The organism is Streptomyces sp. NPDC001351, from assembly GCF_042896045.1.
Lineage (GTDB): Bacteria > Actinomycetota > Actinomycetes > Streptomycetales > Streptomycetaceae > Streptomyces.
In genome coordinates this window covers 100,268-126,184 of the sequence record NZ_JBIAWS010000013.1, presented here as the reverse complement: position 1 = coordinate 126,184, position 25,917 = coordinate 100,268, and the positions used below count along the sequence as shown (strand labels likewise).

20 protein-coding genes are annotated in these 25,917 nt (G+C 71.1%); 11 read left to right on the top strand and 9 right to left on the bottom strand.

Annotated features, from left to right (window positions below; translation table 11 throughout):
- Positions 1-23: 23 nt before the first annotated feature.
- Both ACFY1U_RS37945 and ACFY1U_RS37940 read right to left on the bottom strand, forming a co-directional pair.
- Positions 24-248 (bottom strand): helix-turn-helix transcriptional regulator, encoded by a 225-nt coding sequence (locus tag ACFY1U_RS37945; protein WP_390698597.1) that lies wholly within the window; start codon positions 246-248, stop codon positions 24-26.
- Between the two features lie 392 nt (positions 249-640).
- On the bottom strand, positions 641-1,561 hold the full coding sequence (locus ACFY1U_RS37940; protein WP_390698596.1) for a sugar phosphate isomerase/epimerase family protein: 921 nt from the start codon (positions 1,559-1,561) through the stop codon (positions 641-643).
- Between the two features lie 124 nt (positions 1,562-1,685).
- On the opposite strand from ACFY1U_RS37940, the gene iolC reads away from it, so the two are divergent.
- The 11 genes from iolC to ACFY1U_RS37885 all read left to right on the top strand — a co-directional run bounded on the left by iolC (position 1,686) and on the right by ACFY1U_RS37885 (position 18,281).
- Positions 1,686-2,660: a 5-dehydro-2-deoxygluconokinase gene (gene iolC / locus ACFY1U_RS37935; protein WP_390698595.1), complete on the top strand. Its 975-nt coding sequence runs from the start codon at positions 1,686-1,688 to the stop codon at positions 2,658-2,660.
- On the top strand, positions 2,657-3,538 hold the full coding sequence (locus tag ACFY1U_RS37930; protein WP_390698594.1) for a deoxyribose-phosphate aldolase: 882 nt from the start codon (positions 2,657-2,659) through the stop codon (positions 3,536-3,538). The genes iolC and ACFY1U_RS37930 overlap by 4 nt, the downstream gene beginning before the upstream one ends.
- 7 nt (positions 3,539-3,545) lie before the next feature.
- Positions 3,546-4,373, top strand: a complete 828-nt coding sequence (iolB, locus tag ACFY1U_RS37925; RefSeq protein WP_390698593.1) for a 5-deoxy-glucuronate isomerase — start codon at positions 3,546-3,548, stop codon at positions 4,371-4,373.
- Positions 4,370-6,256: a 3D-(3,5/4)-trihydroxycyclohexane-1,2-dione acylhydrolase (decyclizing) gene (gene iolD, locus ACFY1U_RS37920; RefSeq protein WP_390698592.1), complete on the top strand. Its 1,887-nt coding sequence runs from the start codon at positions 4,370-4,372 to the stop codon at positions 6,254-6,256. The genes iolB and iolD overlap by 4 nt, the downstream gene beginning before the upstream one ends.
- Before the next feature lie 14 nt (positions 6,257-6,270).
- Positions 6,271-7,773, top strand: a complete 1,503-nt coding sequence (gene mmsA / locus ACFY1U_RS37915) for a CoA-acylating methylmalonate-semialdehyde dehydrogenase (protein WP_390698591.1) — start codon at positions 6,271-6,273, stop codon at positions 7,771-7,773.
- A 226-nt stretch (positions 7,774-7,999) separates the two neighbouring features.
- Entirely contained in the window at positions 8,000-9,394 is a 1,395-nt protein-coding gene (locus ACFY1U_RS37910) for an APC family permease (protein WP_390698590.1), read from the top strand.
- 207 nt (positions 9,395-9,601) lie between these two features.
- A complete protein-coding gene (locus ACFY1U_RS37905) occupies positions 9,602-12,373 on the top strand; it encodes a CocE/NonD family hydrolase (RefSeq protein ID WP_390698589.1) in 2,772 nt (923 codons plus the stop codon).
- Entirely contained in the window at positions 12,370-13,242 is an 873-nt protein-coding gene (locus ACFY1U_RS37900; protein ID WP_389070901.1) for an ABC transporter permease, read from the top strand. Before ACFY1U_RS37905 ends, ACFY1U_RS37900 begins: the two co-directional genes overlap by 4 nt.
- 147 nt (positions 13,243-13,389) lie before the next feature.
- Complete coding sequence (locus tag ACFY1U_RS37895; RefSeq protein ID WP_390698588.1) at positions 13,390-14,949, top strand: von Willebrand factor type A domain-containing protein; 1,560 nt, start codon at positions 13,390-13,392, stop codon at positions 14,947-14,949.
- Positions 14,950-15,036: 87 nt separating this feature from the next.
- Entirely contained in the window at positions 15,037-16,959 is a 1,923-nt protein-coding gene (locus tag ACFY1U_RS37890; RefSeq protein ID WP_390698587.1) for an AMP-dependent synthetase/ligase, read from the top strand.
- A gap of 119 nt (positions 16,960-17,078) precedes the next feature.
- Positions 17,079-18,281: a glycoside hydrolase family 26 protein gene (locus tag ACFY1U_RS37885; RefSeq protein ID WP_390698586.1), complete on the top strand. Its 1,203-nt coding sequence runs from the start codon at positions 17,079-17,081 to the stop codon at positions 18,279-18,281.
- A gap of 5 nt (positions 18,282-18,286) precedes the next feature.
- Here ACFY1U_RS37885 and ACFY1U_RS37880 read toward each other — a convergent pair whose 3' ends face one another.
- From ACFY1U_RS37880 to ACFY1U_RS37850, 7 genes are all read right to left on the bottom strand, one after another.
- The gene (locus tag ACFY1U_RS37880; RefSeq protein ID WP_390698585.1) at positions 18,287-19,156 is read right to left on the bottom strand and encodes a class I SAM-dependent methyltransferase; all 870 of its coding nucleotides are present in this window, start codon (positions 19,154-19,156) and stop codon (positions 18,287-18,289) included.
- 72 nt (positions 19,157-19,228) lie between these two features.
- Positions 19,229-20,332, bottom strand: coding sequence for a GNAT family N-acetyltransferase (locus tag ACFY1U_RS37875; protein WP_390698584.1), 1,104 nt, complete (start codon positions 20,330-20,332; stop codon positions 19,229-19,231).
- A complete protein-coding gene (locus tag ACFY1U_RS37870) occupies positions 20,329-20,997 on the bottom strand; it encodes a lipopolysaccharide biosynthesis protein (RefSeq protein WP_390698583.1) in 669 nt (222 codons plus the stop codon). The genes ACFY1U_RS37875 and ACFY1U_RS37870 overlap by 4 nt, the downstream gene beginning before the upstream one ends.
- Positions 20,994-22,136, bottom strand: a complete 1,143-nt coding sequence (locus ACFY1U_RS37865) for a glycosyltransferase (protein ID WP_390698582.1) — start codon at positions 22,134-22,136, stop codon at positions 20,994-20,996. The genes ACFY1U_RS37870 and ACFY1U_RS37865 overlap by 4 nt, the downstream gene beginning before the upstream one ends.
- The gene (locus ACFY1U_RS37860) at positions 22,133-22,903 is read right to left on the bottom strand and encodes a polysaccharide deacetylase family protein (protein WP_390698581.1); all 771 of its coding nucleotides are present in this window, start codon (positions 22,901-22,903) and stop codon (positions 22,133-22,135) included. The genes ACFY1U_RS37865 and ACFY1U_RS37860 overlap by 4 nt, the downstream gene beginning before the upstream one ends.
- Positions 22,893-24,587 (bottom strand): lipid II flippase MurJ, encoded by a 1,695-nt coding sequence (locus ACFY1U_RS37855; RefSeq protein WP_390698580.1) that lies wholly within the window; start codon positions 24,585-24,587, stop codon positions 22,893-22,895. The genes ACFY1U_RS37860 and ACFY1U_RS37855 overlap by 11 nt, the downstream gene beginning before the upstream one ends.
- Positions 24,584-25,912, bottom strand: coding sequence for an O-antigen ligase family protein (locus ACFY1U_RS37850; protein WP_390698579.1), 1,329 nt, complete (start codon positions 25,910-25,912; stop codon positions 24,584-24,586). Before ACFY1U_RS37850 ends, ACFY1U_RS37855 begins: the two co-directional genes overlap by 4 nt.
- Positions 25,913-25,917: the final 5 nt, after the last annotated feature.

Sequence of the window (25,917 nt, the reverse complement as noted above, 5' to 3'; positions counted from 1 at the left end):
CGGCAGGTCAGGAGGTCAGGAGGTCACGAGAACGGGTGGTCGGGGGTCTCGTCGTCTCTGCGGCCGCGGTTTCCGGGCCGGGAGGCGACCCAGGCCCGGACCGTGTCCGCGTACCAGAAGGGCTTGCCGCCCTCGACGTGGTCGGGCGGCGGCAGCAGCCCGTGCTTGCGGTAGGACCGCACGGTGTCCGGCTGCACCCTGATGTGCGCCGCGATCTCCTTGTACGACCAGAGCCTTCGGTCGGTCATGGGTAGCACCTCCCCGCGCGCACCGCGGGGGCGGCCGGGGACGGCCGTCGGGGGAACCGGGCGCTGCGCTGGCGATCACAGATCTGTACCTGGTCAACGACGGAGCGTGAGGGAAGGGCAGGGTCTGTGGGGCGGGTGTGACACAAGCCTCGCTCACCTGCGACACCCGTGACAGGGAAGGGGTGTTTGTGACACGAGCGCTGCAAACGCACCGGCGGGCTCAGGGGTGTGGGCCGTTGACATCGGCGAGGTGGGCCGGACCGCCTCGCCGGGCCCGGCCCAGCACCGTGCGCCGGACAGTGTCAACTTGCGGCCTCCGCCGCGTGGGTGTGACGAGCCGCGACGACCCTGTGGCCGCAAGCGCGCGGAACCCGGCAGACGATCAGGCGACCTCACGCACCACAGGACCGCAGAAACGCCCGGGTTCGCTGAGCAATCGGCAACGGCTTGTCCGGCTCACACGGATACATGTCCTGCTCGACAATCGCGAACAGATCCACATCCAGCTTCTGCGCGGCCTCCAGCACGGGCCCCAACGCAGGCACGCCCGCCGGCGGCTCACACATCACGCCCCGCGCCACCGCGGGCCCGAACGGCACCTGGTTGGCCCGGACGTCAGCAAGAATCTCCGGGTCCACCTGCTTGAGGTGCAGATACCCGATCCGCTCCCCATACGTCTCGATCAGCTTGACGCTGTCCCCGCCGCAGTACGCGTAGTGCCCCGTGTCCAGGCACAGCGACACCAGTCCGGAGTCCGTCCCGTCCAGGAACCGGACGACGTTCTCCTCGCTGTCGATATGCGTGTCGGCATGCGGATGGACGACGATCTGCAGCCCGTAACGCTCCCGCACCTCCCGTCCGAGCCGCTCGGTCAGCGAGGTCAGGTTCCGCCACTGCTCGGCCGTCAGCGTGTCCGGCTCCAGCACCTCACCGGTCTTGTCGTCCCGCCAGAAAGACGGGATGACCACCAGGTGGGACGCGCCCATGGCCTGCGCGAGCACCGCGTTGTCCGCGACGTGTGCCCAGGTCTTCTCCCACACCGCCTCGCCGTGGTGCAGGCCCGTGAACACGGTCCCCGCCGACACCTTCAGGCCACGCCGTGAGGTCTCCTCGGTGAGAACGGCCGGGTCGGTCGGCAGGTACCCGTACGGTCCCAGCTCGATCCACTCGTAGCCGGACTGCGCGACCTCGTCGAGGAAGCGCTGCCAGGGGACCTGCCGCGGGTCGTCGGGGAACCACACACCCCAGGAGTCGGGAGCCGACCCGATCCGGATGCGGGACAGTGAGGAAGAAGAGGGTGACAACGACGTCATGCCGGTCAGCTTCGGTGCGACGGTAAGCGCTGTCAAGGTCTCGTCCGAATGTCTGGACAAAACATTGACAGGGCTCCGCGTACGGGGCTAGAAACGCGGGGAGAGCCGTAACGAAGGGAAGTCGATGGCGTACGACCTGATCACCATGGGGCGGATCGGAGTGGACCTGTATCCGCTCCAGACGGGTGTCCCGCTGCCGCAGGTGACGAGCTTCGGCAAGTTCCTCGGCGGCTCGGCGGCGAACGTCGCGGTCGCGGCGGCCCGCCTCGGACGCCGCACGGCGGTGATCACGCGCACCGGCGACGACCCCTTCGGCGCCTATCTCCACGAGGCCCTGCAGGGCTTCGGCGTCGACGACCGCTGGGTCACGCCGGTGCAGGGTCTACCCACCCCGGTCACGTTCTGCGAGATCTTCCCGCCGGACGACTTCCCGCTCTACTTCTACCGGCAGCCCAAGGCCCCCGACCTGGAGATAGACGCCCACGAGCTCGACCTCGACGCCATCCGCGACGCCCGTATCTTCTGGGTCACCGGCACCGGTCTGAGCGAGGAGCCCAGCCGTACGGCGACCCTGGCGGCCCTCGCCCACCGGGCCAAGGCCGGTACGACGGTCTTCGACCTCGACTGGCGCCCCATGTTCTGGAGCAGTGACACCAGCGGCTCCCGCCGCGGGCCCGCCGCCGCCCGCCCCTTCTACAAGGAGGCCCTGCGCCACACCACCGTCGCGGTCGGCAACCTCGACGAGGTGGAGGTCGCCACCGGAGTGCGTGAACCGCAGGCCGCCGCCCAGGCACTGCTGGACGCGGGCGTCGAACTCGCCGTCGTCAAGCAGGGCCCCAAGGGCGTCCTCGCCGTCAACAGCAAGGGCGAGTCCGCCGAGGTCCCGCCGCTCCCGGTCAACGTCCTCAACGGCCTCGGCGCAGGCGACGCGTTCGGCGGTTCCCTCTGCCACGGTCTGCTGGAGGGCCGGGACCTGGAGACGATCATGCGGCACGCCAACGCGGCCGGCGCGATCGTCGCCTCCCGTCTGGAGTGCTCGTCCGCCATGCCGACCACCGCCGAGATCGAGGCCGCCCTCTCCGCAGGGGCCGTACTGTGACCGTCGACGTGGCGGAGCTCGTCCGCATCCGCGCCCACCGCCCCGAGGCCATAGCGGAGGCCGCCGCCCGGCGTACCCGCAGGCCGCTCCTCGGCGACTCCGGCCGGCTGATGATCGTCGCCGCCGACCACCCGGCCCGTGGCGCGCTGGGTGTCGGCGAGCGCAGGTTCGCCATGGCCAACCGCGCCGACCTGCTGGAACGCCTCTGCCTTGCGCTCTCCCGGCCCGGCGTCGACGGCGTCCTCGCCACCGCCGACATCCTCGACGACCTGCTGCTCCTCGGCGCCCTCGACGGCAAGGTCGTCATGGGCTCGATGAACCGCGGCGGCCTCCAGGGCGCCAGCTTCGAGCTCGACGACCGTTTCACCGGACATCGCGCCGAGGACATCGAGCGCCTCGGCTTCGACGCCGGCAAGCTGCTCCTGCGCATCGACTACGACGACCCGGGCTCCCTCACCACCCTGGAGTCCACCGCCCGCGCCATCGACGACATGGCCGCGCGCGGACTGCCCGTCTTCGTCGAGCCGTTCCTCAGCCGCCGCACGGACGAGGGCCGGCTGAAGAACGACCTGTCCGCCGAGGCCGTCACCAAGTCCATCGCCATCGCCTCGGGCCTGGGCGGCACATCGGCGTACACCTGGCTGAAGCTGCCGGTCACCGAGAACCCGGACGACATGGCCGAGGTCATGGAGACCTCCACGCTGCCGGCCGTGCTGCTGGGCGGCGAGGTCGGCGACGATCAGGACGGCGCATACGAGAAGTGGCGCGGCGCCCTCCAACTCCCCACCGTGCGCGGCCTGGTGGTCGGCCGTTCGCTGCTGTACCCGGCGGACGGCGATGTGGCCGCCGCCGTGGACACCGCCGTAGGACTGCTGTGAGGACCGCATGAGCAGCAAGGAGCTGTACGTCGCGCGGGGCACCACCGCGGACGCCCAATACGCGCTCGACATCGACCCCAAGCGGGCCGGCTGGGCGTACTGCAGTCTGCGGATCGTCGAGCTGGAGCCGGGTGGTACACACACCTTCACCACCGGCGACAGTGAGTGGATCGTGCTTCCGCTGCAGGGCGGATGTACCGTGCGCACAGCCGACGGCACAACGGACGAAGAGTTCCAACTCCTGGGCAGGGACAGCGTGTTCGCGTCGGTCTCCGACTTCGCGTACGCACCCCGTGACGCCCGGGTCCAGATCGCCTCCGGCGCGGGAGGCCGCTTCGCCCTGGCAGGAGCGAAGTGCGAGCGACGACTCCCCGCCCGCTACGGCCCCGCGCCGGAGGTCCCCGTCGAAGAGCGCGGCAGCGGCAACCGGTTGCGGCACGTCCGCAACTTCGCCTCCGCCGACGCCTTCGACTGCGACAAGCTGATCGCCGTCGAGGTCGTCACCCCCGGCGGCAACTGGTCCTCGTACCCGCCGCACAAGCACGACGAGCACCGGCCGGGCGTGGAGGCGGAGCTGGAGGAGATCTACTACTTCGAGATCGACGGCCCGAACGGTTTCGGCTATCAGCGCGTATCTCCCTCCCGTGAGGGCGGATCGGACGTCCTCGCGGAGGTCCGCTCCGGCGACGCCGTCCTCGTCCCCGACGGATGGCACGGCCCGTCCATCGCCCAGCCCGGTCACGACATGTACTACCTCAACGTCATGGCGGGACCGGGTCGGACCCGGGAGTGGCGGATCTGCTTCCATCCGGAACACACGGAGGGTTACCGATGACGTCCTCAACGACGAGGCTCACGGTCGCGCAGGCACTCGTCCGCTTCCTGTCGGCCCAGTACACTGAGCGCGACGGCGTCCGGCAGCGGCTGATCGGCGCCACCTGGGGCATCTTCGGCCACGGCAACGTGGCGGGGATCGGCCAGGCGCTCGTCGAGTACGCCGACGACATGCCGTACCACCAGGGCCGCAACGAACAGGCCATGGTGCACGCGGCGGTCGGTTACGCGAGGCAGTCGAACCGCCTGTCCACGCACGCGGTCACGACCTCCATCGGCCCGGGCGCCACCAACCTCGTCACGGGCGCCGCCCTCGCCACGATCAACCACCTCCCAGTGCTGCTCCTCCCCGGTGACGTCTTCGCCACCCGCCCCGCCGACCCGGTGCTCCAGCAGCTCGAAGTCCCGTACGCCGGCGATGTGTCGGTCAACGACAGCCTGCGCCCGGTGTCGAGGTACTTCGACCGCATCACCCGGCCGGAAGCCCTGATCCCGTCGGCCCTGAACGCCATGCGCGTGCTGACCGACCCCGTCGAGACCGGCGCCGTGACCCTGGCTCTCCCACAGGACGTCCAGGCGGAGGCCTTCGACTGGCCGGACGAGTTCTTCGCCGAGCGCACCTGGGTCGTACGGCGTCCGGGTGCCGACCCGGCCGAACTCGCCGAGGCGGTACGGGCGATCCGGTCCGCGCGCAGGCCGCTCGTCATAGCCGGCGGCGGCGTGCACCACAGCCGCGCCGAGGAGGCCCTCGACGAGTTCGCCCGGGCCACCGGCATCCCGGTCGCCTCCACCCAGGCCGGCAAGGGCTCGCTGCGCCACGACCACCCGCAGGACGTCGGCGGGATCGGCCACACCGGCACGGCGACCGCGAACGAACTCGCCCGCACCGCCGACCTGGTGATCGGCGTGGGGACCAGGTACACCGACTTCACCACGGCCTCCGGCACCCTCTTCACCGGCGAGGGCGTGCGCTTCCTCAACCTCAACATCGCGCCCTTCGACGGCCACAAGCTCGCCGGTCTGCCCCTGATCGCGGACGCCCGCAGCGGCCTCCAGGAGCTGACCGCGGCCCTCGACCTGCATGCGTACGAGGTCGCGGCCTTCTACGTCACCGAGTACACCGAGGACAAGGAACGCTGGGAACAGCGCGTCGACGCCTGCTACGAGGCCGACGAGCCGGACGTACGCCCGACGCAGCCGCAGGTCCTCGGCGCCCTGGACGCGCTGGTGGACGAGTCGGACGTGATCATCAACGCGGCCGGTTCCCTCCCCGGCGACCTGCACAAACTGTGGCGGGCGCGCTCGCGGGACCAGTACCACCTGGAGTACGGCTACTCCTGCATGGGGTACGAGATACCCGCCGCGATCGGTGTGAAGCTGGCCGCGCCGGACCGGCCCGTGTGGGCGCTGGTCGGCGACGGCACATATCTGATGATGCCGACGGAGATCGTGACCGCCGTGCAGGAGGGCGTCGCGATCAAGGTCCTCCTGATCCAGAACCACGGGTACGCGTCCATCGGCGGTCTGTCCGAGTCGGTGGGCGGCGAGCGGTTCGGCACCGCGTACCGCTTCCCGTCGGACGACGGTACGTACACGGGGGCGCCGCTGCCCGTGGATCTCGCCGCCAACGCCGCCAGCCTGGGCATGCGCGTACTGCGCGCGAAGACCGTGGCGGACCTGCGGACGGCCCTCGCCGAGGCGCGCGCCGCCGACACACCCACATGTGTCTACGTCGAGACCGAAACGGCCGACACTGTGTCGGGCCCGCCGCCGGCGCAGGCCTGGTGGGATGTACCTGTGGCCGAGACCGCGACCCGACCGTCGGCGGTGAAGGCCCGCGAGCTGTACGAACGGCACGTCTCGACCCGACGCCGCCATCTGTGAAGGAGTAACTGGGCATGACGAAGATCGTCAACCACTGGATCGGCGGCAAGACCGTCGAAGGCGCGTCGGGCACGTACGGGCCGGTCACCGACCCCGCGACCGGCGCGGTCACCACGAAGGTCGCCTTCGCCTCGGTCGACGAGGTCGACGCGGCGGTCGCCGCCGCGAAGGACGCCTTCGCGACCTGGGGCACCTCCTCGCTGGCCAAGCGGACCTCGATCCTGTTCAAGTTCCGGGCGCTGCTGGAGGCGAACCGGGACGCGATCGCCGAGCTGATCACCGCCGAGCACGGCAAGGTGCACAGCGACGCGCTGGGCGAGGTCGCCCGCGGCCTGGAGATCGTGGACCTCGCATGCGGGATCACCGTGCAGCTGAAGGGCGAGCTGTCCACCGAGGTGGCCAGCCGGGTGGACGTCTCGTCCATCCGCCAGCCGCTGGGTGTCGTCGCGGGCATCACGCCGTTCAACTTCCCGGCGATGGTCCCGATGTGGATGTTCCCGATCGCCATCGCGACCGGCAACACCTTCGTGCTGAAGCCGTCCGAGAAGGACCCGTCGGCCTCCATCAAGCTCGCAGAGCTGCTGGCCGAGGCCGGTCTGCCGGACGGTGTCTTCAACGTCGTCCACGGCGACAAGGTGGCCGTCGACCGCCTTCTGGAGCACCCCGACGTCAAGGCCGTCTCCTTCGTCGGCTCGACCCCGATCGCCCGCTACATCCACACCACGGCCTCCGCCAACCACAAGCGCGTGCAGGCGCTGGGCGGCGCCAAGAACCACATGCTGGTCCTCCCGGACGCCGACCTGGACGCGGCCGCCGACGCCGCCGTCTCGGCCGCCTACGGCTCCGCGGGCGAGCGCTGCATGGCCATCTCCGCGGTCGTCGCGGTCGGCTCCATCGGCGACGAGCTGGTGGAGAAGATCCGCGAGCGCGCCGAGAAGATCAAGATCGGCCCCGGCAACGACCCCACCTCCGAGATGGGCCCGCTGATCACGAAGGTCCACCGCGACAAGGTGGCCTCCTACGTGACAGGCGCGGCGGCCGAGGGCGCCGAGGTGGTCCTGGACGGCACCGGCTACACGGTCGAGGGCTTCGAGGACGGCCACTGGATCGGCATCTCGCTCCTCGACAAGGTGCCCACGTCGGCGAAGGCCTACCAGGACGAGATCTTCGGCCCGGTCCTCTCTGTCCTGCGCGTGGACACGTACGAGGAGGGCGTGGCGCTGATCAACGCCTCGCCGTTCGGCAACGGCACCGCGATCTTCACCCGGGACGGCGGCGCCGCCCGCCGCTTCCAGCTGGAGATCGAGGCCGGCATGGTCGGCGTGAACGTCCCGATCCCGGTCCCCGTCGGCTACCACAGCTTCGGCGGCTGGAAGGACTCCCTCTTCGGGGACCACCACATCTACGGCAACGACGGCACGCACTTCTACACCCGCGGCAAGGTCGTCACCACCCGCTGGCCCGACCCCGCCGACGCCCCCTCCGGCGTCGACCTGGGCTTCCCGCGCAACCACTGACCAAGGCGTCAGGGGCCGTCCGTATAGCGGACGGCCCCATTTTTTTGCGCCTCGGGGCTACGGTTCCCGTACGAGCGAAAGGCTGCGAATTCCCGCACGGTGTGCCGTATCCGCGATCAAAGGCCGTTTTGATCTACGAATTTCGTAGGTAAACGGCTATTGACGCGCTGGTTTTCGTTGGGATTCCATCAGCGCAATCTGCTGCCCCTGGCGATCGGAACCGCGCATGACCGACACGCTCCGCCCCGTCGACACCGTCGTCGACGCGCCCCACAGCCCTCAGAAGCTCAAGCGCTCCATCGGCGTGGTGGGTGGAACACTGCTGACCCTCTCCTGCGTGACCCCGGCCTCCACGCTCTTCGTGGTCGTCCCGGACCTGTTCGGCTCGCTCGGCACCGCCACCGCCCTGACGATCGCCATCGGCTCGCTCCTCTGTATCGCCGTGGCGTTCTGCTACTCGGAGCTGGGCACCCTCATCCCCAGCGCGGGCGGCGAGTACGCCATGGTCTCGACGATGGCCGGACGGCTCGCGGGCTGGCTCGTCTTCGTCCTCTCCCTCCTGGTCGTCATGATCGTCCCGCCGGTGATCGCGATGGGCACGGCGGACTACCTGGCGCCGGTCGTCCATCTGGACCCGGCGGTCGCGGGCGCCGGCGTCATGCTCCTGGCGACGCTCGCCGGTCTGCTGGACCTTCGGGCCAACGCCTGGATCACCGGCATCTTCCTGGTCCTGGAGGTCATCGCGGCGGCCGTGGTGGCGGTCCTGGGCTTCGCACACAGCCGGCGGGGCGCCGGGAGCCTGGTCTCCATGCAGGTGGCGGGCTCCGGCCACCACACGGACACGGTGACGGCGATGATGGTGGTGTCAGGGCTGGCGATCGCCCTGTTCGTCACCCAGGGCTTCTCGACCGCCGTCTACCTCTCCGAGGAACTGGAGCACCCGCGCCGCAACGTCGCCCGCACGGTCCTGGCCACCCTCGCCATCTCGACGGTGATCATCCTGGTCCCGGTGGTGGCGATCACCATGGGCGCCTCGGACCTCTCCACGCTGACCGGCGGCGACATCAGCTCCATGGTCACCGCCTGGTCCAACTCCGCGGTCGGCACCTTCGTCAGCCTCTGCGTGGCCCTCGCGATCATCAACGCGGGCATCGTCATGGTCATCCAGAACTCCCGTGTCCTGTTCGCCTCGGCCCGGGACAAGGCCTGGCCTCAGCCCGTCAACAACGTCTTCGCCAAGCTCGGCCGCTTCGGCTCCCCCTGGGTCGCCACCCTCGCCGTCGGAGTCCCCGGCGCCCTGCTCTGCTTCGTGAACCTGGACACCCTCTACGGCGTCACGGGCGTCTCGGTGACGGGCATGTACCTCCTGGTGGCGGTAGCCGCCCTCCTCTCCCGCCGCGGCTCCCACAAACAAACGCCGGCCTGGCGCATGCCCCTGTGGCCCGCCATGCCGATCCTCCTGATCGCGGTCCTGACCTACATCCTCAGCCAGCAGGAGACGAGCTACCTCCTGTGGACGGGCGGCATCACAGCGGTAGCCACCCTGTACTGGGCCTTCTACCTGCGCCCGCGCAGGGACACGCGGTGGCTGGTGTCCATCCCGGAGGACCAGCGCCCTTGAGGGGCGCGAGGCTGTATTGATATGCGGCTCCGCCGCGTGGGCGCGACAAGCCACGACGCAGTCGCACTCGGCAAACCACAGAAGCAATCGAGCTCGTAGCCGTACAGCACCTGCGGTACAAACCGATCACCCCGTACTCCCACGGGATACCCCCGGTTCACCCCGAGGACTGCCCCAACTGTCAGAGACGCCCCGTACCGTTGAGACATGGATCTTCGACTGCCCCGCCTGCGAGGGCTGCTTCGGGGGCCCCGGAGGCTACTCGCCGCCGGGGCCGCCGTCGTCGTACTCGCGGGCGCGGGAACGTGGACGGCCGTCGCCTCGGACGAGAAGGCTCCGGTGCACCGGACCGACCGGATCATGGCGCTGGACGGGGTACGCATCGACACCTCGTACTTCACCCCTGGCGGGGCCGGCGGACGCCACCCCGCCGTCCTGCTCGCCCACGGCTTCGGCGGCAGCAAGCAGGACGTCCGGCAGCAGGCGGAGGACCTGGCCTCGGACGGTTACGTGGTGCTCACCTGGTCGGCCCGCGGTTTCGGGAAGTCCACCGGCAAGATCGGGCTGAACGACCCGAAGGGCGAGGTCGCCGACGTCTCCAAGCTGATCGACTGGCTCGCCGAGCAGCCCCAGGTCCAGCTCGACAAGCCCGGCGACCCCCGTGTGGGCGTCGCGGGCGCCTCGTACGGCGGCGCGATCTCCCTGCTGGCAGCGGGGTACGACCACCGGGTGGACGCCATCGCCCCGGCGATCACGTACTGGAACCTGGCGGACGCCCTGTTCCCGAACGACGTCTTCAAGAAGCTGTGGGCGGGCATCTTCATCAACTCCGGAGGCGGCTGCGGCAGGTTCCAGCCCGAGCTGTGCCGGATGTACGAGCGGGTCGCTGAGTCGGGCACACCGGACGCGCAGGCGCGTGAGCTGCTGGCCGCCCGCTCCCCGTCCGCCGTCGCCGGCCGCATCAAGGTGCCGACGCTCCTGGTGCAGGGCCAGACGGACTCCCTCTTCCCGCTCGGCCAGGCGGACGCGGCGGCCAAGGCCATCCGTGCCCATGGCGCCCCGGTCAACGTCGACTGGATCGCCGGCGGGCACGACGGCGGCGACATGGAGACCAGCCGCGTCCAGACACGCGTGCGTGCATGGTTCGACCAGTACCTCAAGGACGAGAAGGGCACGGACACCGGCCCGGCCTTCCGCATCACCCGCACCGGAGGCGTCGACTCCACGGACGGCGCGGCCGTGCTGCGGGGAGCGACCGACGACACGTACCCCGGCCTGGAGAGCGGACAGCGCTCCGTGCGGCTGAGGGGCTCGCAGCAGAGCTTCGCCAACCCTGCGGGTGCCAGCCCGCCCGCCGTCTCCGCCCTGCCCGGCCTCGGCGGCTCCGGCGGCCTCGCCCAGCTCTCCTCGCTCGGCGTCGGGGTGTCACTGGACTTCCCCGGCCAGTACGCGCAATTCGAGTCGGCACCGGTGAGCAGCGGCCTGCGCATCACCGGTTCGCCCACGGTCACCGTCCACGTGAAGTCGACGAGCGACGACGCCGTGCTGTTCGGGAAGGTGTACGACGTCGGTCCCGGCGGCGGCGCACCCGTGCTGCCCTCGCAGCTGGTGGCCCCCGTCCGCGTCGAGGGCGCGAAGTCCGGCAAGGACGTGACGATCACGCTCCCGGCCGTCGACCACGAGGTCGAGCAGGGCCACCGGCTGCGCCTGGTCCTCGCCTCCACCGACCTCGGCTACGCCTCCCCGGCCGCCCCGGCGACGTACACCGTCTCCCTCAAGGGCGACCTGAAGGTGCCGACGGCACCCGGCGTGAGAACCGCGGCAGCCCCGCTGCCCTCCTGGGTGTGGTGGCTCCCGCTGGCCGGCGCGGTGCTCGCCCTGGCCCTGCTGCTGACGGGCCGCCGCCGCACGATCGCGCCGGCCCCGGCGCCCGAATTGGCCGAAGTCCCGCTCCAGATCACGGACCTGAGCAAGCGGTACGCCAAGTCGGCGGACCGTTACGCGGTACGGGACCTGTCCTTCCGGGTGGAGAAGGGCCAGGTGCTCGGTCTCCTCGGCCCCAACGGCGCGGGCAAGACCACGACCCTGCGCATGCTGATGGGCCTGATCAGGCCGGACGGCGGGGAGATCCGCGTCTTCGGCCAGGCGATCCGCCCCGGCGCCCCGGTCCTGTCCCGGGTCGGCGCGTTCGTGGAGGGCGCGGGCTTCCTTCCGCACCTGTCCGGCCGCGAGAACCTGGAGTTGTACTGGCAGGCGACCGGCCGCCCGCCCGAGGACGCCCACCTGGACGAGGCCCTGGAGATCGCGGGCCTCGGCGACGCACTGGCCCGCGCGGTCCGCACCTACTCCCAGGGCATGCGCCAGCGCCTGGCCATCGCCCAGGCCATGCTCGGCCTCCCGGACCTGCTCATCCTCGACGAACCGACCAACGGCCTCGACCCGCCGCAGATCCGCGAGATGCGCGAGGTGCTGATCCGCTACGCGGCGGCCGGCCGCACGGTGATCGTCTCCAGCCACCTCCTGGCCGAGGTCGAACAGTCCTGCACCCACCTGGTCGTCATGGACCGCGGCCGCCTGATCCAGGCAGGCCCGGTGGCCGACATCATCGGCTCCGGCGACACCCTCCTCGTCGGCCTGGCATCCGACATCTCCGACCCGCTGATCGAGAAGGTGGCGGCCCTACCGGGCGTGGATTCGGCGGTACGGACGGATGGGGGCCTCCTGGTACGACTGGCCCCCGACGGTGCGGCAGCCGCCCTAAGGGGCGCGGGGAACTGCGCGACCAGCCACAACGGCGCCGCAGACGGACAACAGCAAACCGTGGCACTCACCGAACCGCCCCCAGCAGCCCGCCCGGGCACCGGCACCGCCGCCAACCTCCTCGTAGAGCTGGTGCGCCTGGAAGTCCCGGTGGCTTCACTCGGCCCCCACCGCCGCCTGGAGGACGCCTTCCTCACCCTGATCGGAGGTTCCGCATGAGCACGCTGGCCGAGCACACCGAGCCCCTTCACGCTGCCTCCGGTTACCGGGCCGCCCGAACCCTGCCCCTACGGGTCGAGCTGGCCCGGCAGCTGAAGCGCCGCCGGACGCTGATCATGGCCGGCATCCTCGCCGCGCTGCCGTTCGTGCTGCTGATCGCCTTCGCGATCGGCGGCGACCCGAGCGGCCGCAACGGTCAGGTGACGCTGATGGACACGGCCACCGCGTCGGGGGCCAACTTCGCCGCCGTCAACCTCTTCGTCTCCGCGGGCTTCCTGCTCGTCATCCCGGTCGCCCTGTTCTGCGGGGACACGGTGGCGTCCGAGGCGAGCTGGTCCTCCCTGCGCTATCTGCTGGCCGCACCGGTCCCACGGGCCCGCCTGCTGTGGTCCAAGCTCGTCGTCGGACTCGGTCTCAGCCTGGCCGCGATGATCCTGCTCCCGGTGGTGGCACTGGCCGTGGGCACGGCGGCCTACGGCTGGGGCCCGCTGCAGATCCCCACCGGCGGTGCGCTGGACTCGGGTACGGCGGCCCAGCGCCTGCTGGTGGTCGTGGCGTTCATCTTCGTGTCCCAACTGGTCACCGCGGGGCTGGCGTTCTGGCTCTCGACGAAGACGGACGCACCCCTCGGGGCGGTCGGCGGCGCCGTCGGACTCACCATCGTCGGCAATGTCCTGGACGCCGTGACGGCCCTCGGCCACTGGCGCGACTTCCTGCCCGCCCACTGGCAGTTCGCGTGGGCGGACGCCGTCCAGCCGCATCCCGAGTGGTCCGGCATGATCCAGGGCACGGCGATTTCCATAACGTACGCGCTCGTGCTGTTCGCCCTGGCCTTCCGGGGTTTCGCCCGCAAGGACGTGGTGTCCTAGGTCAACGGAGGATCACCCACCGGTCTCGGCCGGCCATGATCGTGGCCGTCTTGAGATTCATCCGCAACACGCCGTGCCGCACATTCCGACCCCCTGCGCCGTCACAGTCACAGAAGGCGACGTCAACGCACCGAGGGGGCACGGAAGATGGAGCGGTACCGAACACCACGGCCGGGCACGCCACACCCACGCACCCGACGGCTGCGCGCAGCTCTTCTCGCCCTCACGGCGACGAGCGGCCTGCTGCTCACGGCCTGCGGTGCGGGCGGCGGCTCCGACAGCAGCAACAAGAGCTCGGACGGCTCGCACAAGGGCTTTCCGGCCCCTGCCGCCCCGACGGCCGGCGAGCAGAAGGGCGAGGACAGGTTCGCAAGCCCGTCCCCGACCACCGACTACCTCTCCACCTTCGCCCTCGACGTCGACACCGCCTCCTACGGCTACGCCCGCCGCACCCTCGCCGAGGGCGGGCGCCCCGACCCCTCGACCATCCGGCCCGAGGAGTTCGTCAACAGCTTCCGCCAGGACTACGAACGCCCCGACGGCAACGGCTTCACGGTCACCGTCGACGGCGCCCGCACCGACGAGAAGAACTGGTCCCTGGTCCGCGTCGGCCTCGCCACCCGCCCGGCCGCTGACGGCGGCGAACGCCGGCCCGCGGCCCTCACCTTCGTCATCGACATCTCCGGCTCCATGTCCGAGCCCGGCCGCCTCGACCTCGCGCAGAAGTCCCTCGACACGATGACGGACCGGCTGCGCGACGACGACTCGGTCGCCATCGTCACCTTCAGCGAGAAGGCCGAGCAGGTCCTGCCGATGACCCGCCTCGGTGGCCACCGCGGCGAGATCCACCACGCGATCGACGGCCTGGAGCCGACCTACTCCACCAACCTCGGCGCGGGCGTCGAGACCGGCTACGCCACCGCAGTCGAGGGCCGCCGCAAGAACGCCACCAACCGTGTCGTCCTGATCTCCGACGGCCTCGCCAACGACGGGGACACCGACCCGGACGCGATCCTGCACCGCATCTCCTCGGCCCGCCGCGAGTACGGCATCACCCTCTTCGGCGTCGGCGTCGGCAGCGACTACGGCGACGCCCTGATGGAGCGCCTCGCGGACAAGGGCGACGGCCACACCGCGTACGTGTCGGGTCAGGACGAGGCCCGCAAGGTGTTCTGCGAGCAGCTCCCGCAGAACATCGATCTGACCGCCCGCGACGCCAAGGCCCAGGTCGCCTTCGATCCCGCCACGGTCGCCGAGTTCCGCCTCGTCGGCTACGACGACCGCAAGGTGGCCGACGACGACTTCCGCAACGACCGCGTCGACGGCGGCGAGGTCGGCCCCGGCCACACGGTCACCGCCCTCTACGCCGTCCGCACCAGGCCCGGCGCCGACGGCCACCTCGCCACGGCGACCGTCCGCTGGCTCGACCCCGACACCCGCGACCCGCACGAGAAGTCCGGCGAACTGGAGACCGGCGCCCTGAGCGACTCCCTCCGGGAGGCGAGCCCCCGCTTCCAGGTCACCGCCGTCGCCGCCTACTTCGCCGACGCCCTCCGTCAGGGCGACGACCGCTGGCGCTCCCTCCCCGGCGACCCCGGCCTCGGCGAACTCCGCGACCGGGCCGAGCAGTTGGCGAAGAAGACCGAGGACAAGGACGTACAGCAGCTCGCCGACGCGATAGACCAGGCCGACCGCGAGCAGGGCTAGAACGTCAGTCCACTCACCGCCGCCCCATTGACCTTTCCTTACTTGCGAGTAAGTTGACCTCCCAGTCAGAGCCGACCGGGAGCCGTCATGGGCGTACGCAAGGACCTGAAAAGGGCAAAACGGCGCACCGACCTCGCGTCCCGCACCAGGGTCGAGGTCGTCAAGGACGAGGACGGAGTCGTGCGCGAGGCCCGCACCCCCGCCCTCGCCCCGCGCCCGACCACCGGCAGCACCGCCGACCTCCCCTTCACCAACGCGGCCGAGGCCCCCGAGGCTGTGGTGCTGCGCCGAAAGCACGACGACGGCACCTGGCGGCCCGTGACCGCGGCCGCCTTCGCCCGCGAAGTCACCGCCGTGGCCAAGGGATTGATCGCCGCGGGCCTCGAACCGGGCGGCCGGGTCGCCGTCATGTCCCGCACCCGCTACGAGTGGACGGTCCTGGACTTCGCGATCTGGGCGGCGGGCGGCCAGACCGTCCCGATCTACGCCACGTCCTCGGCCGAGCAGGTGGAGTGGATCGTCCGCGACTCGGACGCCCGCTTCGTCGTCACCGAGACCGCCGAGAACGCCGCCACGGTGACGACGGGCACGGCCCGCCACGAGCGGCAGCCGCGCATATGGCAGTTGGACGACCAAGCACTCGCCGGCCTCACCACCCTCGGCCGCCACCTCCCCGACGAGGAGGTCACCAAGCGCCGCGCCGCCCTCACCCCGGACACGACCGCGACGATCTGCTACACCTCCGGCACCACCGGCAAACCGAAGGGCTGCGTCCTCACCCACGCCAACCTGCACGCCGAGGCCGCCAACACGGTCGAACTGCTCCACCCGATCTTCAAGGAGGTCACCCGCCAGGTCGCCTCCACCCTCCTCTTCCTGCCGCTCGCGCACATCCTCGGCCGCACCCTCCAGATCGCCTGTCTGATGGCCCGCATCGAGATCGGCCACTGCCCCAGCATCAAGCCCGACGAACTGCGGCCCGCCCTCAAGGAGTTCCGCCCGACCTTCCTGGTCGGTGTCCCGTACCTCTTCGAGAAGATCCACGACACGGGCCGTGCGACCGCCGAGAAGATCGGCCGCGGCGCCTCCTTCGACCGCGCGGACCGCATCGGCGTCCGCTTCGGCCAGGCGTACCTGAACAAGTTCCTGGAGACCGGCAAGGGCCCGAGCCCGGCCCTCTATGCCGCCTGGGCCCTGTACGACCTGCTGGTCTACCGCCGTGTCCGCAAGGAACTCGGCGGCCGTATGCGCTACGCCATCAGCGGCGGCTCCCCGCTGGACCGCAACCTCAACCTGTTCTTCTACGCCGCCGGAATCATCGTCTACGAGGGCTACGGCCTGACCGAGACGAGCGCGGCCGCCACGATCGTCCCGCCCCTGAGGCCCCGCCCGGGCACGGTCGGCGTCCCGGTCCCCGGCACCGCGGTGCGGATCGCCGACGACGGGGAGGTGCTCATCAAGGGCGGTGTCGTCTTCGGCGCGTACTGGAACAACCCGGCCGCCACCGACGCCGTACTGCGGGACGAGTGGTTCGCGACCGGTGATCTCGGCTCCCTCGACGAGGACGGCTACCTCGCCATCACCGGCCGCAAGAAGGACATCCTCGTCACCTCCGGCGGCAAGAACGTCTCCCCGGCGGTCCTGGAGGACCGGCTGCGCAGCCGCCCGCCGATCGGCCAGTGCATCGTCGTCGGCGACAACCGCCCCTTCGTCGCCGCCCTGATCACCCTCGACCCCGAGTCCGTCGCGCACTGGCTGGCGGTCCGCAAGCTGCCGGCGGACACGCCGATGTCGCAGGTCGTCCGGGATCCGCGGATGCGCGCCGACGTGCAGAAGGCCGTGGACTACGCCAACGAGGCCGTCTCCCGCGCGGAGTCGGTCCGTGCCTTCGCCCTGGTCGAGGGTGAGTTCACGGAGGACAACGGATTGCTCACCCCGTCGTTGAAGATCAAGCGGCACGCCGTGACGGCGGCGTACGCGAAGGAGATCGAGGCGCTGTACGGCGGCTGACGGCCCGACCAGGTCACTCATGCGGGTGATCCATGTCCGGTCACTCGACTCAAGTGGTGCAATTAAGTGATATATGACTATGTGTCATTAGTGTGCGGAATTGCGGCAAAGGAGGATGAATGACCCCCCGTCGCCGCCGGTCCGCCCACAGGCGGCTGGCGTTCATCACCGCAGGAGCGATCGCGTCGGCAGCTCTCGCCTGGGGCCCGGCCTCCCCGGCCGATGCCGCACGGCACCCCGCCTCCCAGCGTGCCGTGATGCCCGGCGCACTGGATCCCAGCCCCGAGCCCGCGAACGACGCGCGCGCCTACTCGGTGGCGGACGTGCGGCGCGCCGCGTTCGGCGCCTTCCTCGACTCCGAGCCCGAAGGGCTGGTCCGCCTGAGGGAGTTCAGCGGCTGGCTGGGCGGCACCGAACTGCGCGTGGGGCACACCTATCTGCCGGGCGACGTGTGGGAGAACATCGAGGGCGGCTACAACTTCCTGGACAGCTGGGCCAAGTGGCGGCTGGCCAAGCCCGACCGGCTGCTCGTGCTCAACGTCCCGCTGATGGAGCACAACGAGGCGCAGGTCTCCGACATCGCCGTCGCACGGCTGCTGCGGCGCGCGGCGGCCGGCGAGTTCGACGAGCACTTCCGGCTGCTGGCGAAGCGCCTGGTCGACCTGGGTGCGACGGACACGGTCCTGGTGCTCGGCTGGGAGATGAACGGCGTCACCTACACCCACCGCTGCGGCCCCGACCCGGAGGACTGGATCCGCTACTGGCGGCGCATCGTCACCGTCATGCGCTCGGTTCCCGGCCAGAAGTTCCGGTTCGACTTCACCCCGAACCGGGGTGCGGACGCGATTCCATGGCCGAAGTGCTATCCCGGCGACGACTTCGTCGACATCGTCGGCATGGACTCCTACGACCAGCCGCGTGGCATGTCGTTCGACGAGGAGGTGTCGGAGCCCTACGGCCTGCAGTTCCACGTGGACTTCGCGCGGCAGCACCACAAGCCGATCTCGTATCCGGAGTGGGGTCTGTACCGCAACGGCGACAACGTCACGTACATGCTGCGCATGCTCGCCTGGATGGACGAGCACAAGCCGCTGTACAACACGATCACCGACTACTGCCCGCACGGCGTATGGCTGTGCACCGAGAACCCCCGCGCCGCCGCCACCTACCGTGCGGTGCTGGCCAGCTCCGTCCTGCCGGAGCCGACGCCGCTGCCCGTCGAGCCCGTCCCGCCCGCCCCCGTGATCCCCGTGCCACCAGAGCCGACACCGGTGCCGTTGCCGACGCCGGTGCCCACGCCCCCGGCACCCATGCCCTTCTGACCGCCTCACTGGACGCGGCTGGAACTCACCGCCCCCGGGTTGCGGTGGGCGATGACAATCAGCTTGTTGCCGCGCTTCGTGCGACGGGCCGCGCTTTCGAGTCGAGGCCACGCACGGGCCAGAGCGCGGCTCTGCCAGGACGAGTCCGCATAGCGAGTGAAGATTTCCTGCATCTTCGCCCGAGGTGACGTCGGTCGCTGCACGGAGATCACCTTGCAGCCCAGCCGGCTCAGGATTCCGCGCATCCCGGCTTCCGTGAAATAGATCTTGTGCTCCCAGTAGTACATATGGCGTGTCAGATCCACCCGGCCGCCACTCGCGGCCTTCACCGCCAGAACGACGGGGCGCACCGGGAACGATGCATCCGGCGTCTCGAAAATCACCGTGCCGCCCGGACGAAGTTTCTGCAGAGCCCGGCCCACCACGGGAAACGGGTCGTAGAGATGCTCAATGACATCCCACAGTGTCACCACATCCGCCGTGGCGTCGGGCAGCAGTGAGTCCAGGTCCTCGCTCAGGGCGACCCGCAATCCGCGGGAGCGCGCCATCTCCACGGCATCGGGGTCCACGTCGACTCCGTATGAATGGGTATAGCGGCTCTGGGCGAAGGAAACGAAGTTCCCGATCCCGCATCCGATATCGAGAACCGTTTCGATCGGTCCGGTCAGTCGTTCGGCTTGATCGAGTGTCGCCGCGTACCGCTGCTCGTAGCCGCGCCGGACATCGTCACTCGAGTACAGGCCGAATTTGTACTCCTCCCAGTACTCGCTGACCGGTTCTGTTCGCTCACAGGGGGAAAGCGTCGGGTCGGGCCGGAAATATTCGGTGCGGCACTCGCGGCATCGGACCAACCGATACCGGCCTTCGACGACCATGCGCAGTGATTTTCCCTGGCCCGGACACGCCGGACACTGGAGATCTGGCACTGTCATGCCATCCCTTTCATCTCATGTGCAGTAAAGCCGGACTTGCTTGAGCTTCTTGGCCCCGCGCCGGGCGGCGGCATCGCAGAGGGTGGCGGCCAGCAGCGGCACCGTGCGTCGGGCGGCCAGCAGGAAACGCTGGTTGGAGACCGTCTCGGGGCACCAGCGGTACTTGTACGGCTCGTCGCCGCGCAGCAGGCTCAGGACCCGGCTCTCGCTCTGGGACGCAAGCTCGCTCGACGCGCGCACCAGCATCGTCGCCACGTCCACTTTGCGCTCCCGCAACTGCGGGTGGAAGCCGTACAGATAGATGCCCGCCAACCTGCCCGACAGCAGCGTCAGATTGACTGCCACCACCGCGCCCTCGAAGAGGAACTCCGTCACCGCTGCCTGGCCGGACCGGGCCATGGGGACCACCGACCGGATCAGGTGCTCCAGAAACCGCGGCCGGGCGTGCTCCGGCGTGATCTTCTTGCCCTGCCACTGCAAGCGGTGCAACTCGAGCAGTCGCCGCAGCGCGGCCTCCGTCTCGTCATGGTCCACCACATGCCACTCGACACCGAGCCGGGCGAGCCTGTTCATCTTGTTGCGCACCACCCCCTGGGCGCGTGCCGACGGCAGCCGTTTGACCAGCTCGCTCATGGGCAGGGCGGGCAGCTCCAGGCACGTCGAGTCCCGCAGGAGGCGGCGCGGGCCGCGCCAGTGCCGGTAGACCTGCTCCACCGCACTGCCCGGCCGGACCTCCCGGAAGTCGATCAGTGCGGTGTGGGCGGCGTCGGCCAGGGCGTCCGCCAGCGCGAGGCTGCCGTGCTCGGCCGCTGCCTCGTCGACCAGCACGTCGCAGAAGTCGGAGAGGGTGCCGCCGATCGGTACCAGCTTGGGCAGTGGCCGCCGTACGCGCATCAGCGGTGCGGCGGCCACCAGCTCGTTTCCCCGGCGGACCAGGAAGAGCCGCAGCCCGTCCGGTGTGCCGTACGACAGCCACCAGGAGTACAACCAGGCATGGCTCTGGAACGCCGTCGCCGACGGGCAGGACCCCTGCAGCCGTCCCCACTCCTCGGCGAGTGCACCGAACGTACGCTCGTCGGTGCACACCTCCACCGACAGCCCGTGTCCGGACGCGGTCATCCGAGCGTCCCGCGGGCGTCCGCGGCATGGGTCGGGCCGGGCACCGTGGCCTGCGCCGGGGCCTCGCCCGCCGAACGCCGCGGCCGTGCCAGCAGCGCGAGACCGCCCAGCAGGCCGCCGGCGCTCGCCCCCACGAGCGAGGTCAGTTGCCAGGACGCGGACGACGGCTCGGAGGGCCTCAGGGCACGCGAGAAGCGCTCGAGCCGGATGCCGGTGGTGGCCTTGGTGTGGTTTGCCTGGGTGACGAGCGCGCCGGAGACGGCGTCGGCCATCTCGACGGCCTCGCCCGGTCTCGACGAGGTCGCCGAGATGGCGACCATCGGTGCGTCCGGCGAGGTCGCGACCTGCACGCTCTCCCGCAGCTTCGAGGCCGGCACACCCGCCGCCACCTGCGCGTCGCCGAGCACTGCAAGCTGCGGGGCCACGCGCCCGTACGCCTGCGCGAAGCCCAGCGCGTCGGCGCAGTCGACGTCGGACCGGCCGGCCGCCACGGCGACGACGGAACTGGTCGCCGTGTACTGAGCCGGCTTCAACTCGCCGTACGCGCCGCCGGCCACGGCACCGAGCAGAGCGCCGGCCGGCAGCAGCCACCATGAGGACAGCAGCTTCACCCGTGCACCTCCCCGGCGGACCGGCCGTGTGCGCTGAGCGGGGGTGTCGGTCATGGGGAACTCACTTCCAGGGTCGAGCCGGCCAGAGCGGCCGTGTACACATCCATCAACTGCCGGGCGCTGCATGCGATGTCGTAGCGGTGCACGGCGTCCGGGGCGGTTCGCTCGCCCGGTCCCGCCGCCCGCAGCCGCAGCAGCTCCCGTACGTACGCCCCGGTGCCGCCGGTGATGCGCCGCGCACCGGGTGCCGCGTCCGGCGGCAGATCCTCGACGGCGGGGCAGCTCGCGTACAGCACGGGCAGCCCCGCGGCCAGTGCCTCCACCACGGCCAGGCCGAAGGCCTCCTCCGCCGACGGCGAGACGAACACGTCCATCGCGGACAGCAGCGCGGCCAGGCCGGGCGCACCGTCCTGGGAGTCGGGCAGACACGGCCGCTCGCCCGTCAGCACCACCCGGTCCGCGATCCCCAGTGCCCGTGCGGTGCGCCGCAGCGCCTCCCGCTCAGGCCCGTCGCCGACCAGCAGCAGCCGTACGTCGCGCGGGAGCCGGGACACCGCGCGCACCAGCAGGTCGAAGCGCTTGCCCGGGGCGAGGCGCCCCGTCCCGCCGACGACATACGCGTCCTCGGGCAGCCCGTAGAACGCCCGGGCCTCCTTGCGGCGTACTTCGTCGAAGCGGAAGAGCGGCGCGTCGATGCCGTTCGGGATGACGCGGATGCGCGCCCCGGGCACACCCCAGTGACGCAGGCGTTCGGCCACCGTCGGCGACACGGCGACCGTGGCGCGGCCGAGGCGCTCGCCGGCCAGGTACAGCGCGCGGACGCCCGGGGTCAGCGGCCGGCCCTCCAGCCGGGTGGCGCCGATCGAGTGCTCGGTGGCCACGACGGCCCGCACTCCCACCAGCCGCGCCGCGATCCGGCCGTAGAGACAGGCCCGGTACAGATGGGTGTGTACGACGTCGTAGCCGCCCGCGCGGATCAGCCGGGTCAGGCGCGGCAGCGCGCCGAGATCACGGTTGCCGCCCATCCCGAGGTGGGTGACGCGGACGCCGTCGGCGGCGAGGCCCGCGGCGACCGGGCCGGGGTTGGTCAGGGTCACCACGTCGCACTGCGCGGGCAGGTGGCGCAGCAACAGCCGCAGCTGCTGTTCCGCTCCGCCGACGCCGAGGCCGGTGATGATGTGCAGGGCCCTCACACGGCCTCCACAGTGCGGCCGAACGCACGGGCGAGGCGGCGCTTCAGCTCCAGCCGCGCCGGGTGGTCGGCCTGGCCGACGTGGATGCGAGGCAGCGCGAAGTCACCGCAGCCGTCCGGACCGGGGGTGATCGAGCAGGCATATCGGTAGCCGGCCCGTTGCACAGCGGCGGCGACCCGTTCGTCGAGATAGCCGTACGGGTAGCAGAAGCCCTCGACGTCGGCGCCGATGATCCCGGCGAGTGCGTGACGGCTGTCGTTGACCTCGGCGTGCAGCACCTCGTCCGTGACCTTGGTCAGATCGAGGTGGGTCAGACCGTGCGAGGCGACCTCCATGCCCGCGGCGACGGCACGGCGGATGCCGTCCTCGTCGAGCAGCGGCTTGCGCGGCCCGCACGGCTCCCACGCGTTCTCGCCGCCGAGCCGCCCGGGCAGCGCGAACACCGTCGCGGTGAAACCGTGGCGGTACAGCACGGGCAGCGCCATGGTGTCGAAGTCGGCGTACCCGTCGTCGAAGGTGAGCCCCACCAGTCCGCGCTCCGTGCCACGGGCGCGCGCCGCGAGCAGTTCCCGGATGCTCACCCCGCGCAGGCCGCGGCGGGACATCCAGGCCAGCTGGCGCTCGAGCTGCGAGGGGGTGACGGTGACGTTGTACGGGTCGTCCGGGTAGTCCGAGACGGAGTGGTACATGGCCACCCAGACGGCGGGGCCCCGCTTGGAGCGTCTTTTGGCGGGCGTGTGCGGTGCGATGGAGACGTCAGCGACCATGGCCCAGCTTTCGTGTGACGGAGTGACGGACGAACTGCAGGACGGGAAGCAGAAGGGACCGGGCGCCGGCTGCGTCGAGGAGCCAGGCCAGCAGCAGGAAGACGGCGGTCACACAGGTGCAGCAGACGGCGAAGGACGCCGCGGGAGAGGTGAACAGCCCCGCGCAGAGCAGCCCGGCCGCGGTGGCGCACACGGCCGCGCACACAGGCCGGACCAGTTGGACGACGACCCGGCGGACGCGTACGGGCACGCTGGCCGGCCCCAGGCGGCGCAGCAGGAGCAGCGCGACGAGGGTGATGCCGGTCGCATTGGCCGCAGCGATGCCCAGCGCCCCCCAGTACCGGACGGCCCAGGCGTCGACGACAACGGTGGTGAGCGCGCCCACGCCCATCGCGCCCAGCGGGAACCAGGTGGTGCGGCCGGCCGCGAAGTACGACCGTACGAGCGCCCCCACCAGCGTCTGTCCGAGCAGTCCGGCGGCGTACACCCGCATCACCGCGGCGGTCGCGGCGGTGTCCCGAGCCGTGAACGCACCGCGCTGGAAGAGGAGCTGCACGATCTGCGGCGCGCAGGCCACGACCACCGCGGCGCCGAGCAGGACGAGACAGGACATCAGCAGCACATCCCGCTCGACCCGGTCCCGGGCCCGCCGCGTGTCGCCTTCGGCGACGGCCTGCGCCACCACCGGGAAGGTGACGACGCACACCATCATGGACAGCGACATCGGCAACTGGGCAACCTTCTGGGCGTAGTTGAGGTGGGAGATGGCACCGGCCGGCAGCCCGGACGCGAAGTAGCGCTCGATGAGGACCTGTGACTGCCGGCACAGGGCGAAGAGCAGAACCGCGCAGACGAGACCGGGCGCGAGCGGCCGGCCCTGCTCCCCGTCGTAGACGGAGACGGAGACGGGCCGACGGGGCCGCAGTGCGATCCGCCGCACCAGGGCCGGTGCCTGTACGGCGACCATGAGGCAGCCGCCGAGGGCGACACCGAGAGCGGCGGACCGTACGCCCCAGTGCTCACCGAGGACGACCATCGTGGCGATGATCGCGGTGTTGTACGCGATGTTGATCGCGCCGGGCGCGAGATACGAACGGTGGGCCCGCAACGCCGCGCTGCAGTACCCGGCCAGCCCGATGCTCAGCACGCAGGTCGCGGTCAGCCGCGTGCAGGAGACGGCGAGGGACGGGTCGGGCAGACCGGGCGCCAGGGCGGAGACCAGCAGCGGTGCCCCGGCCATGGTCGCGGCGGCCGTGGCGGCGAAGGCGAGGCACAACCGCGGCAGGGAGGCGGCGATCAGGGCGTGTACGGGGTCGGGCGTGCGGTTCCCGAGCGCCCGCCGCGCCAGCGCCGTGCTGAACGCGGGCACCAGCACGAAGGCCATGCCGTCCTCGATCAGCAGGGTCGCCGCCAGTTCGGGCACCGTCCAGGCCACCAGGAACGCGTCGGTCGCCGCGCCGGCGCCGAAGAGATGCGCGAGCGCCTGGTCCCGGACGAGGCCGAGCATCGCCCCGGCCATGGACAGCGCGGCGGACAACAACGTCGCCTTGGCGAGGAAACGGCCCGAGGGAGCGTCCGCGCGCGGGGCGGCGGCCGCGGCGTGAGCGCCGCCCGCCGGGAGCGGGACGTCCTCGCCGGTCGTGTGGTCGGCGGGGCCCGCGGTCCTCGCGGGTCCGGGCCTCATCGCCCGCCCGATTCGGCGGCAGGGCCCCTCGTCGCTTCGTCTGCCAGCGACCACCAGGCGGCGAGACCGAGACAGACGGCCGTCAGGACGGTGGAGGGGCCACCGATGTCGGCGTACAGGAAGTTCACCAGCGGCCACAGCAGCAGCCCGCAGGCCGCGAGCGCACAGTCCCGGGCAGGCCCCGCCCGCCGTAGCCGGCGCAGCGCGCAGACCAGCAGGGCCGCCCAGCTGCCCGCCACCGTGAGCAGCCCCAGCAGACCCTGCTCGCTCAGGAGCAGCATGTACATGTTGTGCGGGGAGAGCAGGGGCTGACGGCGGAAGGCCTGGCCCGCGCCTTCCGTGTCGCTGCCCGAGGACAGCGCGAGCGAGGCGTGCGCGTCGCGGTAGGCGGGAAAGGCCTTCAGGCCCACACCCGTCAGCGGGTGCTCGCGCCACATGTCGACGGACGCCGCCCACATGGTGTACCGGTCGACGACCGACTGGTCCGGTGCGCCGGCCACCTGGCCGATGCTGTCCAGCCGCTCCTGCAGCGCCGAGCCGCCCACCCCGAACCCGCCCACCAGCACCACCGCCGCCGCGGCCGCCGCCGCGAACGCCTTCACCGCCCGCCGTACCCCGGCGAGCAGCAGCTGCGCCCCGCAGGTCACGGCGGTGGCGATCCAGGCGCCCCGGCTGAAGGACAGCGCGAGCGGCACGAGCAGCGCCAGCGCACATACCGCCGCCGGCACCCGCTGCCGCCGCGGCGCGGCCCCGAGCGCGAGACCGGTCAGCGCCACCACTCCGGACGCGACGACGGCCGCCATCCCCATCACGTCGGACGGCCCGAACGTCCCCACCGCCCGGATGTCGGCACCCTGGTACGAGGCCCCGGTCCCGGTGAGGTACTGGTGCACCCCGACCGCCCCCTGCCACAGCGCGAGACCGGCCAGCGCCCACAACACCAGCCGGGCGTCGCGCCGGTCGCGCACCAGCAGCACCATCGCGAGCGGCACCAGCACGAACACCTGGAGATAGCGGGCCAGTCCGGTGACCGCGTCGCCGGCCGTCACCGCCCCGGTCGCGGACACCGCGATACCCACCACGGGCAGTCCGAGTACGACCGCCGCCGTCCGCGTCAGCGGGCGCCGCGCCCGCCGTACGGTGCACACGGCGGCCCAGAGCACGACCACCCCGCAGGCCGCGTCGGCGGGTGTGGCACCGCTGCCCGCCTCGGCCGGCAGCCCCAGCAGGGCGATCACCGCCAGGACGGGCAGCACGGAAGCGGCCCGGCGCAGCGCCGCAAGCTGCGGCACGCGCGGTACGCAGACCGCCGAGGGAGTGCTCACCCGCG

What these genes read in the sequence shown, in the direction of transcription:
- iolD (WP_390698592.1), top strand. Translation starts at nt 4,370, where the DNA reads ATGACGTCCTCAACGACGAGGCTCACGGTCGCGCAGGCACTCGTCCGC.
- ACFY1U_RS37895 (WP_390698588.1), top strand. Translation starts at nt 13,390, where the DNA reads ATGGAGCGGTACCGAACACCACGGCCGGGCACGCCACACCCACGCACC.
- ACFY1U_RS37940 (WP_390698596.1), bottom strand. Translation starts at nt 1,561, where the DNA reads ATGACGTCGTTGTCACCCTCTTCTTCCTCACTGTCCCGCATCCGGATC.
- mmsA (WP_390698591.1), top strand. Translation starts at nt 6,271, where the DNA reads ATGACGAAGATCGTCAACCACTGGATCGGCGGCAAGACCGTCGAAGGC.
- ACFY1U_RS37870 (WP_390698583.1), bottom strand. Translation starts at nt 20,997, where the DNA reads ATGACCGACACCCCCGCTCAGCGCACACGGCCGGTCCGCCGGGGAGGT.
- ACFY1U_RS37875 (WP_390698584.1), bottom strand. Translation starts at nt 20,332, where the DNA reads ATGACCGCGTCCGGACACGGGCTGTCGGTGGAGGTGTGCACCGACGAG.
- ACFY1U_RS37945 (WP_390698597.1), bottom strand. Translation starts at nt 248, where the DNA reads ATGACCGACCGAAGGCTCTGGTCGTACAAGGAGATCGCGGCGCACATC.
- iolC (WP_390698595.1), top strand. Translation starts at nt 1,686, where the DNA reads ATGGCGTACGACCTGATCACCATGGGGCGGATCGGAGTGGACCTGTAT.
- ACFY1U_RS37900 (WP_389070901.1), top strand. Translation starts at nt 12,370, where the DNA reads ATGAGCACGCTGGCCGAGCACACCGAGCCCCTTCACGCTGCCTCCGGT.
- ACFY1U_RS37890 (WP_390698587.1), top strand. Translation starts at nt 15,037, where the DNA reads ATGGGCGTACGCAAGGACCTGAAAAGGGCAAAACGGCGCACCGACCTC.
- iolB (WP_390698593.1), top strand. Translation starts at nt 3,546, where the DNA reads ATGAGCAGCAAGGAGCTGTACGTCGCGCGGGGCACCACCGCGGACGCC.
- ACFY1U_RS37860 (WP_390698581.1), bottom strand. Translation starts at nt 22,903, where the DNA reads ATGGTCGCTGACGTCTCCATCGCACCGCACACGCCCGCCAAAAGACGC.
- ACFY1U_RS37880 (WP_390698585.1), bottom strand. Translation starts at nt 19,156, where the DNA reads ATGGTCGTCGAAGGCCGGTATCGGTTGGTCCGATGCCGCGAGTGCCGC.
- ACFY1U_RS37855 (WP_390698580.1), bottom strand. Translation starts at nt 24,587, where the DNA reads ATGAGGCCCGGACCCGCGAGGACCGCGGGCCCCGCCGACCACACGACC.
- ACFY1U_RS37910 (WP_390698590.1), top strand. Translation starts at nt 8,000, where the DNA reads ATGACCGACACGCTCCGCCCCGTCGACACCGTCGTCGACGCGCCCCAC.
- ACFY1U_RS37885 (WP_390698586.1), top strand. Translation starts at nt 17,079, where the DNA reads ATGACCCCCCGTCGCCGCCGGTCCGCCCACAGGCGGCTGGCGTTCATC.
- ACFY1U_RS37905 (WP_390698589.1), top strand. Translation starts at nt 9,602, where the DNA reads ATGGATCTTCGACTGCCCCGCCTGCGAGGGCTGCTTCGGGGGCCCCGG.